Origin of the sequence: Gracilimonas sp., assembly GCF_014762685.1 — a bacterium.
Taxonomy (GTDB): Bacteria; Bacteroidota; Rhodothermia; order Balneolales; family Balneolaceae; genus Gracilimonas.
Map to the genome: position 1 here is coordinate 1,277,718 of NZ_JABURM010000005.1, position 16,292 is coordinate 1,294,009.

The window sequence follows — 16,292 nt, forward strand, 5'->3', positions numbered from 1 at the left end:
ATGAATACTTCTACTCTGCTCAAATGGGTCGCGCTGCCCGTATACTTCGCTATGTTTACTTTTTCTCAAAGTTTTGCCCAGCAAGCTAATTTTGAGGCCGCCGAACGTTTTACCAGTGAGAAAATGGAAAAACTGATCGGCAATACTTCCGTTTATCCCCGGTGGATTGAAGACACCGACAATTTTTGGTACACCTATGAAAATGAAGCAGGTAAAAACTGGTATTTCGTAAATGCTGCCCGCCCCAACCAGCGACTCCTTTTTGACCAGGAAGACATGGCTTCGCAACTGACTGAAATTTTTGAGCGCCCTTTCAATGCCAAAGATTTAGACTTAAAAGATTTTGAATATGATACCGACAGGGAGCGGTTCACCTTCCACGTTGACAGCATTGAGTTTACTTATAATATCAATGGCAACGACCTGATTAAAGGGGATTCCCTGCAGAAAGAAGAGCGGGAGACTTGGGCAACGTACTCTTCTGACAGCACCTATATCGCTTTTGCTAAAGATCACAACCTGTACATTATGCGGTCTGATGATCCCGACAGTACCGAAATTCAGCTTACCGAAGACGGTGAGCGATGGTTCAGCTATCAAGCCGACCACGGGGATACCACAAGTAATGAACGGCTGAGATCGCGAGCCCGCTTTTTTGATGACGAGCAGAAAATATATGTATCCAGAACAGATGCACGGGAAGTCGGAGAGCTTTGGGTGATTAATACCCTGGATAAGCGCCCAACCCTTGAGACTTATAAATACGGCATGCCCGGCGAAGATGAAATCGGCATTGATCACATTGAGGTAATTGATATCGCAAGCCGGGAGCGCATCCGCATGGATACCGACAAATGGGAAGATCAGACTTTAAACGCCAACTACGGAAATCACCAGACCGGAGATTACCGGGCCAACAGCTCCGATAAACTCTACATCTACCGCGAAAACCGAACTTCAGATAAAGCAGATATCCTTATCGGGGATACCGAAACCGGGGAAACGGAAGTCCTGCTTAGCGAGACCAGCAAGCCATATTTCAACTGGAGTTTTCAATATCTGGGTATTATCAATGACGGTGAAGAATATATCTGGTGGAGTGAGCGAACCGGCTGGGGACAATTATATCGGTATGATTCGGAAGGAAACCTCAAAAATCAAATTACCTCCGGCAACTTTGTAGTGGGTGATGTGGTTAAAATTGATACTACCGCTCAAACTATCTTCTTTGAAGGCTATGGCAGAGACGGCGACCATCCTTATTACGAGCACTTATACAGCGTAAAATTTGACGGGTCCAACTTCAAGCACCTCACCCCTGAAAACGCCGACCACAGTATCTCCGAATCCGATGAAGGCAATTACTTTGTAGATAACTTCTCCAGGGTGAATGAACCTACGAAATCTGTTATCCGGGATGGAAACGGTAGAATTACGCTGACCCTGCAGGAAGTTGACATGAGCGCTGCAAGGGAAATCGGGTGGGAAGCTCCGGAAGAATTTAAAATCAAAGCCGCCGACGGTGTTACTGATTTATACGGGGTGATGTGGAAACCTTTCGACTTTGACTCCACCAAAAACTATCCCATCATCTCTTACGTATATCCGGGGCCGCAAACCGAACCCTTCCCCACCAGCTTTTCATTAACCGGCTATACCGGAAGAAATCAGGCACTGGCACAACTGGGCTTTGTGGTGGTGGCATTCGGAAACCGTGGCGGAAGCCCGCTTCGCTCCCGCTATTATCACACCTACGGGTATGGAAATTTAAGAGATTACCCACTGGCGGATAACAAATACGGTATTGAACAACTGGCAGCACGCCACTCTTTTATCAACCAGGATAAAGTGGGGATCTTCGGCCATTCCGGCGGTGGATTCATGAGTACCGCGGCCCTGCTCACCTATCCCGATTTTTATGATGTCGCTGTTTCTTCAGCCGGAAACCACGACAATAATATCTACAATACCTGGTGGAGCGAAACCCATCACGGGGTGAAAGAGAAGCGGAAGACGATTAAAGAAATGACCGAAGACAGCGTTGAAGTGGAAAAAGAAGAAATTACTTTTGACGGCAAAAGTGCATCAAATCCTGAACTGGCTAAGAACCTCAAGGGACATTTGTTGTTGGTCCATGGAAACATTGACAACAATGTACACCCTGCCAATACGCTTCGACTGGCAGATGCCCTCATTAAAGCCGGTAAGCGATTTGATATGATGATTCTGCCCGGCCGCCGTCATGGCTTCGGGCCTTATCAGCCTTACTTTGAACGTCAAAAATGGTACTATTTTGCACAGCACCTGCTGGGTGACTATAAGACCAATGTTGACTTCAACCTTCCCGAAGATGAGTAGAACATCGAACAAGGAATAAAGAACATCCAACGCCGAAGTGGGTTACTGCTTCGGCATTTTTATTTAAAATGATATATCACAAACTGCATACTTTACAATAAAGACTCTTTAATTCAGTCAACCAACTAAATACCTCTGTCTCATGCTCAGTCAATCAATTAAAACCCTATTACCACTTTTACTTTTCTTCTTTTGCTTCACATCCATTTCACTGGCTCAAAAAGCCAATTTTGAGGCTGCCGAAAGATTCACCGGCGAAAAAATGGAGAAATTAATCGGCAGTACTTCTGTCTATCCGAGATGGATCGAGGACACCGATCAATTCTGGTACACCTACGAAAATGCCGAAGGCAAGAACTGGTACTTTGTTAATGCAGCCCGTCCTTCTCAGCGAATGCTGTTCGATCAGGAGGAAATGGCCGCTCAGCTTGCTGAGATATTCAACCGCCCTTTCAATGCCAAAGATCTCGACTTAAAGGATTTTGAGTATAATACTGATAAAGAACGCTTCACTTTTCATGTAGATAGCATTGAGTTCACCTACAACCTGAATGGAAATCAACTCATCAAGGGGGATTCCCTCAGCGAAGAAAAAGAAGAGGATTGGGCCAACTTCTCCCCTGACAGCACCTGGATCGCTTTTGCAAAAGATCACAATCTTTATGTGATGCGTGCTAATGATGAGGACAGTACCGAAATTCAGCTTACTGACGACGGTGAACGATGGTTCAGCTATCAAGCTCAGGATGGTGATACTACCTCCAACAAAAGGCTCGCAGCAAGAGCAAATTGGTTTGAAGACTCCCAAAAATTGTGGGTCAAACGACAAGACAAACGAAAAGTGGACGAACTTTGGGTAATAGATTCTTCGGGAGAAAGGCCTTCACTTGAGACCTACAAATACTCCATGCCGGGTGAGGAAGACATTTATATTGATGAGATCAAGGTGTTTGACCCTGAGGCACAAACTTCCGTAACCCTTGATACCGACAAATGGGAGGATCAATCTCTTGGCGGTGCATATTTTAATGACGGGGGGATCTTTGAAACCGAGAGGTCAGATTATCTTTACATCTTACGAAGGGACCGAACATGGAGCAAGATTGATGTAATAAAAGCCAACACTGCAACCGGAGAAACAGAGGTGCTTTTCTCAGAAGAAAGCAAACCCTACTTCAATACCCGGTATGCTCAGCTTGCTATTATAAATGAAGGAGAAGAATTCATCTGGTGGAGCGAACGCACCGGCTGGGGACAGCTTTATCGATATGACAGTGAGGGTAATTTGAAAAACGCCATAACAACAGGCTACTATACCGTGGGTGATATTGCCAAAATTGACACCACCGCGCAAACCATCTACTTCTCTGCTTACGGACGTGAAGCCGGCCAAAACCCATACTTCGAAAACCTGTACTCAGTCCGTTTTGACGGATCCAGATTCAGGCATCTCACCCCTGAAGATGCCAATCACAACATCTCAGAATCCGAGAAGGGTAATTACTTTGTCGACAACTACTCAAAAGTAGATCAGCCAACAACCACTGTGATTCGAAATGCATCCGGAGAGGTCACGCTACAGCTGCAACAAGTAGATATGAAGCCGGCCGAAAATATTGGATGGCAAGCTCCGGAAGAATTCAAGCTTAAAGCCGCAGACGGAGCCACCGATCTTTACGGGGTAATGTGGAAGCCTTTTGACTTCGATTCAACAAAAAGTTATCCGATCATCGCTTACGTGTACCCGGGACCACAGACTGAACCTTTCCCTACCAGTTTTTCCGTCACGGGATCAACAGGCAGAAATCAAGCCTTATCGCAGCTTGGATTTGTGGTAGTGGCATTTGGAAACCGGGGCGGAAGTCCGATACGCTCCAAGTATTATCATAATTACGGATATGGAGATCTCAGAGACTATCCTTTGGCAGATAACAAGTATGGTATTGAGCAGCTGGCAACACGCCACTCTTTCATCAACCAAAATAAAGTGGGAATTTTCGGGCATTCCGGCGGGGGATTCATGAGTACAGCCGCGCTTCTTACCTATCCCGATTTTTATGATGTAGCTGTTTCCTCAGCCGGTAATCACGATAATAACATCTATAACATTTGGTGGAGTGAAGTTCACAACGGGGTAAAAGAAAACCGGAAAATGGTTAAAGAAATGAACGAAGACAGTGTTGAAGTGGAAAAGGAAGAGATTACATTTGATGCACCCATCGAGACAAACCCTGCGCTGGCTGAGAACTTGAAAGGGCACCTCCTGCTGGTTCACGGCGATATGGATAATAACGTGCATCCTGCCAATACACTGCGGCTGGCAGATGCCCTTATTAAAGCCGGTAAGCGATTTGATATGATGATTCTGCCCGGCCGCCGTCATGGCTTCGGACCTTATCAGCCTTATTTTGAGCGTCAGAAGTGGTACTACTTCGCCGAGCATTTGCTGGGAGATTACCGTACCAATGTAAACTTCAACCTTCCCGAAGATGAATAGAACATCGAACAAGGAATAAAGAACATCCTACGCTGAAGTGGGTTACTGCTTCGGCGTTTTTTTTGCTAAATCAGTCTGCTAAAATTCAGCGTTCGGAGTTCTGCGTTGGATGTTCGATGTTTCCAACCCTTCCTGGTATTCTTTTTCGTTTTGGGTGATGGTAAAGCTCCAGAAGATCCCCCCAAGCGCCATGATACCGCCGTACACCATAATGAGCGGCTTCACCGTCATCAGTCCGGTTTCAAGGATTAAAGAAGCAATAACGGTAGAAACAGAGCTTCCAATCGTAAATAACAGCCATTCCGTACTGAATATCCGTCCCCGGAAAGTATCCTTGGTTCGCTTTTGTAAGAGTACGGTACTGGTTACCCAGTTGGCGCCGGAAGCGGAATGTGCCAAAAGCACAAATATCAGCATCAATGCGAGTTCATCCACCATCCCGACCACCATATACATCAACCCGCAAAAAGTGATAGCCAACCCCATCACCATCACCCAGTCTTTTTCATCACTGAATAACCGCCGGCCGATGATAGGCCCGATTCCCGTTCCAAAACCGCGGGCAGCATACAATAAACCCAGCCCGATGCTTCCCATCATCAGCACTTCCTCACTGACGATGATGAGCAGATAAACCAATCCTCCCAAAAACACGGTGGAGGTCCCCTTGGCTAACGAAGGCCGTAAAATCTGCCGGTTTGCCAGCAAATAACTCAACCCTTCCCTGATCCCCTTCAACGGGTTGCGCGTCCGGTACATCTCCTCTTTTGACAATCTCTTTTGGGGAATCGTGGCCCGGTACACAAACCATGCGGAAAGTACATAGGTCAATGCATCCAGGATCAACACCAGATCGGTTCCCAGCCACTCGGTTGCAAACCCCCCAATGGCCATTCCCGTGGTAAAAATGATACTCCATGTAGCCGTGGATATGATATTGGCATTGGTAAGATTGGCTTCGGAAGTCACATTGGGGATAGAAGAAGTCTTGGCCGGCTCAAAAACAGCTGAAAGCATCATTTGTACTGCTGTGAGTACATAAGCCAGCCACAGCAAAGAGGCAGACTGAACCAGGATAATCCCCAGCACGGCAATCGCCCGCAACAGGTCACACCAAATCATCAGCTGCCTTCGGTTAAAACGGTCGGCCAGGTACCCGGCAAAAGGCGAAGAAAAAGCAAGGCTCAGCATCTTTACGACAATAATGAGCCCCAGAAGAAATTCCGAATCCGAATATCTCGCTATAATCGCATACAGCGCCAGCAGCCCAAACCAATCTCCGAAATTCGATACCGACTGTGCCATCCACAGGCGCCGAAAGTCGTGATTTTCTTTAATGAGGGTTAGATACGGACGAAGGTTTTTTAGCATGCTTACTAGCTTTCAGCTGTCAGCTTTTTCTTATTTAATTTCGTTGTTCAACCAACCTTGGAGGTTCTTCAAAGTTCGATGTCGAATGTTCCCTGTTCGATGTTCAATGTTCGATCACTCCACCCCGGTGCTGCCAAACCCGCCTTCGCCGCGATCCGTTTCATCCAGCTCGTCCACTTCCACCACGGGAAATTGGGTAACGGGAGCAATCACCATTTGAGCAATGCGGTCGCCATGGTTTACCACAAATTCCTCTTCCCCATGGTTGATGACAATCACTTTTAGTTCTCCCCTGTAATCAGCATCTATGGTTCCGGGCGTATTCAACATGGTGATGCCGTTGCGAATTGCCAGTCCGCTGCGAGGACGAACCTGGGCTTCATACCCTTCAGGCAAAGCCATTTGCAGCCCGGTTGGAATCATTTTCCGTTCCCCGGGCTTAATAACGATGGGCGTTTCAACGGCAGCACGTAAATCCATCCCGGCGGCCGATACCGACTCATAATTAGGCAATGGAAGGTCTTTGGCGTGATCCAGTTTCTTAATCAATACTTGTTTCATAGTTCTTCGCGTGTGTATTCAATCATTCGTACAATTACATTTCCCCAAAGCACCTTTACACGGGCCTCCAGCGGAACCCTCAGGTCATCATCCAAAAACCAGGCCCTGAAATCTCCTGAAAAACCAAAAGGCCCCTCAATATTTTCCGTTGAACCTTTCATCTTATAGGCCATAATCGGACCGTCAAAAGGCTCATAATTTCGTTCCTCTTTCTTGGTTGAGTTCTTCCCGTAGATGTAGCCCTTCTTCTTGGTCACATACACCGGGAGTTTGAAATCCTCTTCAGTACCGGCAAACAACCGGGAGAAGTAAAAAATCAGGTGACCCGAAGTAGCCGGGTCCTCCAGGTCCAGGGTATCGCGGGTATCATCTTCCTCAAGATAAAATACCTTCCCCACGTCCCGCTCAAACCAATACTGTATTTCACCGTACTCTCCTTCGTCAACATTGTCCTTCCAATACTTCGATTCCACCGGAAGTCCGTCCTCGTTCACATAAAATAGGCTGTAAAACCGGTCCAGCTCCTTTCCCATAAAGGGAATGGACGAATTAGAGGTAATTTCAGTTAGCAGCCGTTTTCGTTCCTGGTCCTGGTAAAGGGAATCGCTGAGTAATTTCACTTCCACCCAGCCCAGTTTTAAAAACCCGTATTTAACTTCGTACCGAAACGTTTCTTTCACTGAAAACAAATCCTCCATATCGGGCGGATGTGTCTTGTCTGACGGGAAATCATGCTGCGCAAAAACCACGGCAGGAAGCAGAAATAAAAGTATCGACAGCAGAAATTTTTTCATAAGATGCCTGTTGCCTTACTTCTCCTCATCAGGTTCTTCCGAGATAAAGGCTTCAAACGATTCCTCGTCATAGCCTACCAATACGGATTCATCTTTAATTAAAACCGGGCGCTTAATCATGGTCTGATGCTCCAGCAACTGCTCAAATAATTCCTCTTCCGAAAGGTCTTTTTCAGCCAGTCCGAGGTCACGCCACTTCCTTCCCCTTTTATTAATCAAAACATCCAGTCCCACTTTAAATTCCAGCTCTTTAAGCTCTTCACGGGTGAGCGGGGCTTTCTTTACGTCAATAAACTCAAATTCTACCCCTTGCTCTTCCATCCATTTTTTGGTGTCTCTGATCTTATTACAATTATTAATCCCAACTATATGAAGCATCGTATGATTATGGTGAATGTTTTGTATTTTTCCTGTCTGAAGATACGGTTTGTTTCCTGAAATTCGAACGTAATGAACACCCGATTCGTGCCTTTTATGTCACACTTTAAATCTTTTATGATCTTTTTGCTGGTATCTGTCTCCCTGATGAGCTGCAGCCGCAATGATGACCAGGTTAAATTTGAGAAAGAAGCCTATTCGGCTCCGGCCGGTTATACCGAGACCAATTTTCAAGGAGAAGTGCAATCAGAGGATCCGGACGACTGGCGTATTTCCCCCCTTTATCAGGGAACAGTTCGAGTCAACCCCCCGTTTCCCAATCCCGTCACAACGGATCAGCCTGTCAATTTTGAGATTGAGGTAATATCGGTACAACAATCTATCAATGGCCTGTTCGTCGTGACCCGGAATAACGATGGGACCTTGAAATCACCTCCTCTTTATGAAAGGTTTGAAACTTTAGATCAGGGGTTAACGACCTTCACCATCAATCCCATTGAGTTTGGGTTTCAGGGAAGTCCGGAAGGAGCACGGGGCCTGCACCGGGTATTTATTTTCGACGGCAACCAACAGATGATTTCCTACGGCGATATTATGGTGGAGTGAGTAGAACATTGAACGCCGAACAAGGAACATTGAAATGAGTCGGTTACTGGGCTTTGCATTCAAAACCTCCCCACCAAAATTCAATACCTTCCCGAGATGGAAATAAAAGATGATGTGACCGTTTCAGGATCTCAGGAAAAGCTTCCCCGAAAACTCGGTCTTTGGGGGCTGTGGTTGTTGGTGGTAAACGGTTTTATCGGAGCCGGGATTTTTGGCCTTCCAAGCGGTGCCGCTGAGCTCGCCGGAGAATACAGCGTCTGGATTTACGTCATTTGCGCCCTGCTGATGCTCCCCGTCATCCTCTCCTTTGCAGAACTGGGCAGCTACTTCCGCGGTACCGGCGGGCCCATCAAATACGGGACGGCGGCTTTTGGGCCCTTCATCGGTTTTCAGGCGGGATGGTTGTTTTATGTAGCAAGGATCATCTCCTTTGCCGCCAACTCCGTACTGCTCACCGACAGCATCGCCTACTTTTTTGAACCGGCTGCAGAAGGAACCGGCCGGCTGATCTCCCTGGCCTTTATCATCGGCGGACTGACCCTCATCAATGTACTGGGTTCCGTAGAATCCATCCGCTCCCTCGCCCTCTTTACCGTCCTCAAATTTTCGGTACTGATCTTTTTGGTCTTCGGGGGATTGGTGATGTTAGGTTCGGAAGTTATGCCTTCGTTTGAAACCCCCGTTCCCCCGGTTGGTGATCTGGGTGCGGCGGCCCTCTTATTGATCTATGCTTTTGTGGGATTTGAAGGAGCGGTGGTCCCCGCCGGCGAAGCCAAAAAACCCGAGCGCGATATGCCCCTCGCTTTGTTATTGGGATTAGGCTCGGTCGTCGTGCTTTATATGATGATACAGCTCGTATCCCAGTCTGCCGTACCTGATCTGGCCTCTTCCTCTTCTCCTTTGCTGGATGCCTCTGCCGCCCTGTTTGGCAATACCGGAGCCATTATCCTAATGATCGGCGTGGTTGCCTCGGTGACCGGGAACCTGGTGAGTACTATTTTTTCCACGCCGCGACTCACCTATGCCCTTTCCATTGAAGGCTCGCTGCCCCAATGGTTTGGGAAAGTTCATCCGAAATTTTTAACCCCCGCCAACTCCGTCCTCTTCTTCGGGGTCTTTGCCTTTATCGGGGCGGCGCTGGGTTCCTTTACCGTTTTAGCAGCCATGACCGTCCTGTCCCGATTGTTTCTATTTATCATCACTTGTGCAGCGGTTCCGGTACTTCGTCCCAAATTCCGCGGCCAATCCCGCTTCATCCTCAAAGGCGGCTACCTCATTCCCGCCCTCGGCATCCTCGCCTGCATCTGGCTGATGTTCCAGGTCACCTTCAACTCCATCTGGCTGACCGCCCTTTTTATTGCAATCGGAACCGGACTGTACTTCCTCGGCCGCCGACAAGCGGAAAACTAACCCTAAAGAAATTCGTCCATCGGTTCATCGTCCATCGATCTTTCGTAAATCTATTTACTCTCCTTCCTTTCCCGCTAACACCTTGAATTGACTTTACTTTGAAAGTTACTATTTTAGTGAAGGTTTTCGGGATTATGCGAATTAGAAACACCAAAGAAGCGGATTTGAGCGATTTTGTTCTGCTCGCCCTAACAAACCCCTTGTTTGGATAATATTATGTTATAAATCAAAAATCAGTATAAACGATTAGTGAACAAATCTTTGAAATATGCTAAGACAAAATCACTGCCTCTTCCTATCAGTTTTTTTGGGGATAATGTTTCTTTCAAGCTGTGAAAGAACAGATAATGAAAATCCTACTAATAATCGGGAATCGATTGTAATTGAAAACCTTGAATTGTTTTCCGATTTCGACCGTCACGGCTTGGTCAGGCCTGTTCAAATTGAGACGTTACCGAATGGCAATGTAGCTGTGCTGGATAATCAGACCAATAAAGTACATATTCTCGATATTAATGGAAAAATCATTACCAGTTTTGGTGGCGAAGGAAGAGGGCCATGTGAATCACTTAGCGCCATGCAATTACAGATATCTGATGAAGCAATATATGTTGTTGATTCTAATCAGCGTCGCATTAATCAGTTTAACCATGAAGGAGGATGTGTTCAAAGTTTTAATTTTGATACAGGAATATTTCGATCTTATGTCACTGTCAAAGATTCTGAATCTTATTTTACGATGAGCATGGGTAAAAACGGCGCCCTTGTCCGATTAGTTGATCTACATGGTGATTCGACATATTATTTTGGCGAAGCTATGGGAAAAGAATATAGGCCTGGGGATTTAGAAGTTGAAAGAAGGACTTTACAACGGGGTGGGATACCCGATTTGATGAAAAATGAGATCACAAAGTATTTCAGTGATGATCACTTGTATGTTTTTCTGAATGTTTACAGTAGGCTTCAAAAATATACAGAACAGGGAGATTTACTTTGGGATCAGGAAATCGACATGCCTGTGAATGAAGCTATTTTTGAAAAGGTTGTTGAACGTGCTCATGAACCTGAAAGCCAAGGTGGCGTACCTGTATTACGTTATATCCTATCAATGAAAGTTGTAGATGATCAACCATATCTGTTATGGTATCCTGTGGATGACTACCCTCAACACTTGGTTAAAACGAATAAAGATGGAGATCTGGAAACTATCTTTGACATTAGGAATGATGAGTTCGTGTTTTTCGATTTTACTCTCGATTCGCGGAATAACATACTCTACTTAATTGATTCTGAAACAAGTCAAATTTATCGTACTAAAATGCCAGCTTGATCTTTGATTTATAACAATGCAAATCAAGCGGACGCGTTTGCGTTTAGTTATGCGCATTTAACAATAGTGAGGTCTTATGAAAACTATACTTACACTATCTTTTCTACTTCTATCTATTTCAGCATTTTCCCAAGAACAACTTACCGTTTTCTATTTCGGAGCAACAGATTGCGGACCTTGCAATCGTCCAGATGTAATTGAAAGTATCGATGTAATCAGGACTAATTTCGATTCATTGCACTCTGAGTTTGAGACAAAACTTGTGATGGTTACAATGGATGAGAATATGGACGAGGCTATTAAATATATTCAGAAATATGAATATTGGGATGAGACCTCAATGGGAAGCAGATATCATAATGAGCTTATTTTAGCACATTTAAATAAAGCCGAAATTCCAGGAGTTCCACATATAATGATTTTTAAAGATAGGTTCGAAGATGGTGGCTTTGGTACTCAAACAATAAAAAACAGAGAATTCGTCAAAAACATAATGGGTGGGGATGAAATCGTTGCTTGGGCAAATGCTGAGATGAAACTAGACTAAATCGAGTTCAATGTGTATAACAAGCAAACCAAATAGGACGACAGAGAATGACAGAGAATAATGAATTAAAGGGGTTAGGTGGGTGGCTAATTTTGGCAGGGCTCGGAGTTGTAATAAGCCCGATCAGATTGCTTGTTACGCTTATCCCAATTTACAAGCCAATTTTTGAAAATGGCACTTGGGAAGCGTTAACTACAGAAGGATCTGAAGCTTACACCCCCTATTTTAGTGGTATATTGATAGGTGAAATCACATTTAACACTATAATGATTGCCGCTTCCATTTATCTAATATATTTGTTCTTTTCCAAGCACTATCTATTCCCAAAACTATATATAGGCATTGTAGCGGCATCATTGATATTTATTCCTTTGGATGCTTGGATTGTTACGAAAGTCTTTCCTGGAGTGCCAATGTTTGATCCAGACACAACAAAAGAGTTCTTGAGATCACTTTTAACGGGTGTCATTTGGATCCCTTACATGCTTGTTTCGAAAAGAGTCCAAGCGACTTTCGTAGAAAAGAGTCCTAACAAGAAAATGCAGCCGACCGCTGAAAGCGTCGGCTGATTTGAGCATTATAAAGCAGATCAAACCTTGATTTAAAATTCCAAATTGGGTCAAATATCAAAAGGAATCCTGTTTAAAATATCAAACATAAAATGACTGAACTAACAGGCATTTTTAAGCAAATTGAAGAGCATTCATATACGCCAGATAATTGTTTCCTTTGTGGCTGTGAATTGTCAGATGATAACAGGACTATAGAACATGTTATCCCAAAATGGCTACAACGCAAATTTAATTTATGGGATCAAAAGATCACCCTGCTAAATGGCACTCTACTCCCTTATAGAAATCTCACAATACCATGTTGCCTTAATTGTAATAATCGTCATTTACGACCATTTGAAAATGAAGTAAAAAAAGCTTTCGAAAATGGCTTTGAGGCAATGTCAGAGTTACCTGATGAGATATTATTCTATTGGCTCGGTAAAATTTATTTTGGAATGATGTATCGTGAGTTATTTCTGGATTTTGACAGATCAGATCCAAAAAAAGGAACAATAGTTACTCCTGAATATCTTGATTCTTTTTACTCTCACTTTCTGTTCCTCCAAGGAATTCGAGGTCAGATTGCGTTTTCCAATTTTTTTCCAGCATCTATTTATTTATTTAAAACTCAAAAGCCTAAAGAATTAGAATCACAATGGGACTTTATTGATAATCAGGATGCCCTATTTATATCAATCAGAATGGGTGGTATTGGAATAATTGCCTTATTACAAGACTGTAAAAGCACAAAAAAAATTGAACATCACCTTGATGTACATAAGAAAATAGAACTACATCCTTTACAGTTTAGAGAGTTATCTGCAAAAATTTTATATAAGGGAATTCTTATGAATAGAACCCCAAAATTTATAAATACACAAACCGGAAAAGGCCCTGTAGAAACACACATGCTACCATTACAAGGTTTTAGCTCAAAACCTATTTTTGATGATTGGAACGACGATGATTATTCAATTTTAATGTCTCATATACTGAGACTACCTTTGGATATTTGTCAACCTAAAAAGGGACAAACTTATACTTGGTTATTAAAAAAGAATGGTGAACCGCTCTTCATAGATATTAAAGATGATTTGAATCTCTTTTAGGTTTACCCTCGTCCCCACAACCACCCAGTCGGAAATGCCACTAGTGCCCCCCCCCGATCCCAATACCCTCCATTCGAAACCAACCACCTGATTGATCACCGAGGCTTTTTCTCATCCTTCTAACACCTCACTCTTTTTATCTAAACAATTTTCAAATCTACCCCGGGGTAGATGGAAAAACTATCCAGATCTTTTTCTGAAGACATACGCTCGCCCTCAACGCCCTATTGTGTCGTCCCGCCGGGACTTGGCTTGGCCCTGATTCCACCCTCACCACGGGCTGAAGCCGCGTGGCTATGGGCGGTCATCCCTTCGGGATTTTAGTTTTTATGCCAAAGTTGCTTGTGTTAATTATTTCACCTTTATTCAATTTTTACTTCCGGGAATGCATATCTAGTAAAAACTATCGGGGTTATGCGCCGGGTGTTGATATAGCTTGTACTCAATTAAAAACAAAAAAATCCCTTTATGAATTTTAGCAAGAAAAAAGTGGCTGCTTATTTATGGTCGATAGGCTCCCTCCTATTTTTTGTGTCAATCTTGCTGTTTGTATTTGTATACCAACCATCCTCCGGTACAGATGCTGATAAAACCAGCCAAATTTTAAGTGAATGGGTTTTGGTTGCTACTATTTGGAGAGTTGAAGCAATAGCAGCAGTACTGATAGCCGTCTCTTCGTGGTATTTTGCGACTGTTAAGCAGAGCATCAGCTGGTTTCTAATCTCCTTTGCACATATTGTCATGATTTTGATGTATGCCAATATGCTCGGTTCCTATCCGGTTGCTGCTGAATTTTATAATGAGTCTCCCCGGTTATTTCCTATGCTTAATGATAAAGCAATATGGATTTTTGGGTTTAGCAATTTGCTATTTCTAACCGGTTTAGCCGGAGTATATTTAACAAATAAAACTTTGCCGAAATGGATGGTATGGACCGGGGTAATAATTAGTTTTTTGGGAGCACTTGCTTCGCTTGCCCTTTACTTCGAATTAATAACATTTGCAGACCTGAATATAGGGGGGCCCCTAATACTCATTCTTTTTCTTCTCAATTTCTATCTTGGACTAAAACTTGCTAAAGAATAAAGATTTACGCTCGTTCCCAACCTCTCGGTCCCAATACCCTCCATTCATCACTCCTCCGGCCGCCAGCTGGGAGACGTGTCTGCACCCGGATCATCAGTCAGGTTGGTCAAATGGGATCCGTCAGCGTCCATTACCCAGATCTCATTATCAAAGGTGCGAAAGTTTTCGAAGGCGATCTGCATCCCGTCCGGCGACCACCGGTGGTCGATGTCAGTACTTGGCTCGTTCGTCAGGTTGGTTTGGTTGTTCCCGTCGACGTCCATTACCCAGATCTCATTATCCCCGGTTCGGTAGCTGCGAAAAGCGATCTTGGACCCGTCCGGCGACCAGCGGGGATCGGCGTCAGTGCCCGGATCGTACCCTCGTTCCCAACCCCCCGGTTGGGAACGCTACCCGGGACCTCCCGGTCCAACTGAGATATTCTCTTCCATCCTTCCCAACGACCTGAGGTAAATTTCATTCGCAAATCGGTCTGTCGGTCCATTCCCGAGGATCGGGACAATTTTTTCCGAACTGATATGCGAAAGACTGAACGACTCTCGACTGCTCGGGACGATGGACGATTTTACTCCCGGTCCCAATACCCTCCATTCGAAACCAACCACCTGATTGATTACCGAGGCTTTTTCTTATCCTTCTAACATCTCACTCAATTTATCTAAACAATTTTTCCATCTACCCCGGGGTAGATGGAAAAACTATCCAGATCTTTTTCTGAAGACGTACGCTCGCCTTCAACGCCCTGTTGTGTTGTTCCGCCGGGACTTGGCTCATTCATAGATGTTCGTTATTCTGGGAATAGTTATTTTTGGTGAGAAGGAACCCGTATAAGACCAAAAAATCATCCTTATGAGACTCTATTATCAAGAACCAGATAAATCGATTCAAGGATTTGTGGAACACATTTTAGTACTGGAGGATTTCCCGGTAGCCGGTTCTTTCGCCCTCCCTCTGTATGCCAATGGAATGCCCAACCTTCTGTTTAAAACAAAAAAAGGGCTTATTGGAAATAACAGTGCAGGCAACTTAACCTTGTTTGGACAAACCACATGTCCTGAAAATTGGGTTGTTGAGGAAGACTTTACCTTAATCGCCTACTTTTTTAAGCCTTATGCTATAGGTGCATTATTTGGAATCGCTGCAAGGGAACTCACTGATCACCCAATTGATCTTGCTTTATGGAAACCTGCAAAAGCCTATGAGCTTCAGGAACAGTTATTGAATGCAGAAACCACAGAGAACAGGTTAAAATTATTGAACAAATTTATCTTTGAACTAATCAAAAATCATAAAAAAAGCTGTCAGGCAGTAAAATATTCAGCCCATCAGTTAATGGCTTGTCCCGAACCGGATGCTTTATCTAACATTCGAAATGAGCTGGAAATAAGTACAAGAACCTTCCAAAGGAGGTTTAAGAAACATGTAGGGGTTTCAGCTAACCAGTTCAGGCGGATTTGTCAATTTTATTCGGGGTTTAGGCAGTTGCAGAGCGGCCAATTCCAAAAGTTGTCTGATATTGCCTTCCAACACGGCTATGCCGACCAAAGTCATTATATCAGGCTATTCAGGGAATTCACCAATATTACGCCCAAAGAGTACCTTAAACTGGGTGCCGCAGAATAAATTAATGGCTGTCGTTTCTATTCTATTTTTATTTTTTCTGATGCCTTAATATTTGGATCACCACAGAA

The 16,292-nt window shown here is 44.3% G+C and carries 16 protein-coding genes; 11 read left to right on the top strand and 5 right to left on the bottom strand.

Annotated features, from left to right (window positions below):
* Both HUJ22_RS05705 and HUJ22_RS05710 read left to right on the top strand, forming a co-directional pair.
* The gene (locus tag HUJ22_RS05705; protein WP_290875114.1) at positions 1-2,358 is read left to right on the top strand and encodes a DPP IV N-terminal domain-containing protein; all 2,358 of its coding nucleotides are present in this window, start codon (positions 1-3) and stop codon (positions 2,356-2,358) included.
* 142 nt (positions 2,359-2,500) lie between these two features.
* Complete coding sequence (locus HUJ22_RS05710; protein ID WP_290875116.1) at positions 2,501-4,855, top strand: DPP IV N-terminal domain-containing protein; 2,355 nt, start codon at positions 2,501-2,503, stop codon at positions 4,853-4,855.
* Positions 4,856-4,933: 78 nt separating this feature from the next.
* Here HUJ22_RS05710 and HUJ22_RS05715 read toward each other — a convergent pair whose 3' ends face one another.
* From HUJ22_RS05715 to HUJ22_RS05730, 4 genes are all read right to left on the bottom strand, one after another.
* Positions 4,934-6,226, bottom strand: coding sequence for an MFS transporter (locus tag HUJ22_RS05715; protein WP_290875118.1), 1,293 nt, complete (start codon positions 6,224-6,226; stop codon positions 4,934-4,936).
* Positions 6,227-6,340: 114 nt separating this feature from the next.
* Positions 6,341-6,787, bottom strand: a complete 447-nt coding sequence (gene dut / locus HUJ22_RS05720; protein ID WP_290875120.1) for a dUTP diphosphatase — start codon at positions 6,785-6,787, stop codon at positions 6,341-6,343.
* On the bottom strand, positions 6,784-7,581 hold the full coding sequence (locus HUJ22_RS05725; protein WP_290875122.1) for a DUF3108 domain-containing protein: 798 nt from the start codon (positions 7,579-7,581) through the stop codon (positions 6,784-6,786). The genes dut and HUJ22_RS05725 overlap by 4 nt, the downstream gene beginning before the upstream one ends.
* Before the next feature lie 15 nt (positions 7,582-7,596).
* Positions 7,597-7,959, bottom strand: coding sequence for an arsenate reductase family protein (locus tag HUJ22_RS05730; protein WP_290875124.1), 363 nt, complete (start codon positions 7,957-7,959; stop codon positions 7,597-7,599).
* Between the two features lie 96 nt (positions 7,960-8,055).
* Here HUJ22_RS05730 and HUJ22_RS05735 point away from each other — a divergent pair, with 96 nt between their 5' ends.
* The 8 genes from HUJ22_RS05735 to HUJ22_RS05770 all read left to right on the top strand — a co-directional run bounded on the left by HUJ22_RS05735 (position 8,056) and on the right by HUJ22_RS05770 (position 14,601).
* On the top strand, positions 8,056-8,565 hold the full coding sequence (locus tag HUJ22_RS05735) for a hypothetical protein (protein ID WP_290875126.1): 510 nt from the start codon (positions 8,056-8,058) through the stop codon (positions 8,563-8,565).
* Positions 8,566-8,661: 96 nt separating this feature from the next.
* Positions 8,662-9,975: an APC family permease gene (locus tag HUJ22_RS05740; protein WP_290875128.1), complete on the top strand. Its 1,314-nt coding sequence runs from the start codon at positions 8,662-8,664 to the stop codon at positions 9,973-9,975.
* A gap of 316 nt (positions 9,976-10,291) precedes the next feature.
* Positions 10,292-11,305, top strand: coding sequence for a 6-bladed beta-propeller (locus HUJ22_RS05745; RefSeq protein WP_290875130.1), 1,014 nt, complete (start codon positions 10,292-10,294; stop codon positions 11,303-11,305).
* Between the two features lie 76 nt (positions 11,306-11,381).
* Positions 11,382-11,852, top strand: coding sequence for a thioredoxin-like domain-containing protein (locus HUJ22_RS05750; RefSeq protein WP_290875132.1), 471 nt, complete (start codon positions 11,382-11,384; stop codon positions 11,850-11,852).
* Between the two features lie 47 nt (positions 11,853-11,899).
* The gene (locus HUJ22_RS05755) at positions 11,900-12,421 is read left to right on the top strand and encodes a DUF2569 domain-containing protein (protein WP_290875134.1); all 522 of its coding nucleotides are present in this window, start codon (positions 11,900-11,902) and stop codon (positions 12,419-12,421) included.
* Between the two features lie 92 nt (positions 12,422-12,513).
* The gene (locus HUJ22_RS05760) at positions 12,514-13,515 is read left to right on the top strand and encodes a hypothetical protein (RefSeq protein ID WP_290875136.1); all 1,002 of its coding nucleotides are present in this window, start codon (positions 12,514-12,516) and stop codon (positions 13,513-13,515) included.
* 171 nt (positions 13,516-13,686) lie between these two features.
* Entirely contained in the window at positions 13,687-13,839 is a 153-nt protein-coding gene (locus HUJ22_RS05765; protein ID WP_290875138.1) for a hypothetical protein, read from the top strand.
* A 144-nt stretch (positions 13,840-13,983) separates the two neighbouring features.
* Entirely contained in the window at positions 13,984-14,601 is a 618-nt protein-coding gene (locus HUJ22_RS05770; RefSeq protein ID WP_290875140.1) for a hypothetical protein, read from the top strand.
* Between the two features lie 47 nt (positions 14,602-14,648).
* Here HUJ22_RS05770 and HUJ22_RS05775 read toward each other — a convergent pair whose 3' ends face one another.
* Positions 14,649-14,909, bottom strand: coding sequence for a DPP IV N-terminal domain-containing protein (locus HUJ22_RS05775; protein WP_366871015.1), 261 nt, complete (start codon positions 14,907-14,909; stop codon positions 14,649-14,651).
* Positions 14,910-15,450: 541 nt separating this feature from the next.
* Between HUJ22_RS05775 and HUJ22_RS05780 the strand changes: the two genes are divergently transcribed.
* Positions 15,451-16,224 (top strand): helix-turn-helix transcriptional regulator, encoded by a 774-nt coding sequence (locus HUJ22_RS05780; protein WP_290875142.1) that lies wholly within the window; start codon positions 15,451-15,453, stop codon positions 16,222-16,224.
* The last annotated feature ends 68 nt before the right edge of the window (positions 16,225-16,292 follow it).

Bases quoted from the DNA above. Each gene is read 5' to 3' on its own strand.
- HUJ22_RS05730 (WP_290875124.1), bottom strand. From the start codon at position 7,959: ATGCTTCATATAGTTGGGATTAATAATTGTAATAAGATCAGAGACACC.
- HUJ22_RS05705 (WP_290875114.1), top strand. From the start codon at position 1: ATGAATACTTCTACTCTGCTCAAATGGGTCGCGCTGCCCGTATACTTC.
- HUJ22_RS05710 (WP_290875116.1), top strand. From the start codon at position 2,501: ATGCTCAGTCAATCAATTAAAACCCTATTACCACTTTTACTTTTCTTC.
- HUJ22_RS05725 (WP_290875122.1), bottom strand. From the start codon at position 7,581: ATGAAAAAATTTCTGCTGTCGATACTTTTATTTCTGCTTCCTGCCGTG.
- HUJ22_RS05760 (WP_290875136.1), top strand. From the start codon at position 12,514: ATGACTGAACTAACAGGCATTTTTAAGCAAATTGAAGAGCATTCATAT.
- dut (WP_290875120.1), bottom strand. From the start codon at position 6,787: ATGAAACAAGTATTGATTAAGAAACTGGATCACGCCAAAGACCTTCCA.
- HUJ22_RS05755 (WP_290875134.1), top strand. From the start codon at position 11,900: ATGACAGAGAATAATGAATTAAAGGGGTTAGGTGGGTGGCTAATTTTG.
- HUJ22_RS05715 (WP_290875118.1), bottom strand. From the start codon at position 6,226: ATGCTAAAAAACCTTCGTCCGTATCTAACCCTCATTAAAGAAAATCAC.
- HUJ22_RS05750 (WP_290875132.1), top strand. From the start codon at position 11,382: ATGAAAACTATACTTACACTATCTTTTCTACTTCTATCTATTTCAGCA.
- HUJ22_RS05745 (WP_290875130.1), top strand. From the start codon at position 10,292: ATGTTTCTTTCAAGCTGTGAAAGAACAGATAATGAAAATCCTACTAAT.
- HUJ22_RS05735 (WP_290875126.1), top strand. From the start codon at position 8,056: ATGTCACACTTTAAATCTTTTATGATCTTTTTGCTGGTATCTGTCTCC.
- HUJ22_RS05740 (WP_290875128.1), top strand. From the start codon at position 8,662: ATGGAAATAAAAGATGATGTGACCGTTTCAGGATCTCAGGAAAAGCTT.
- HUJ22_RS05780 (WP_290875142.1), top strand. From the start codon at position 15,451: ATGAGACTCTATTATCAAGAACCAGATAAATCGATTCAAGGATTTGTG.
- HUJ22_RS05765 (WP_290875138.1), top strand. From the start codon at position 13,687: ATGGAAAAACTATCCAGATCTTTTTCTGAAGACATACGCTCGCCCTCA.
- HUJ22_RS05770 (WP_290875140.1), top strand. From the start codon at position 13,984: ATGAATTTTAGCAAGAAAAAAGTGGCTGCTTATTTATGGTCGATAGGC.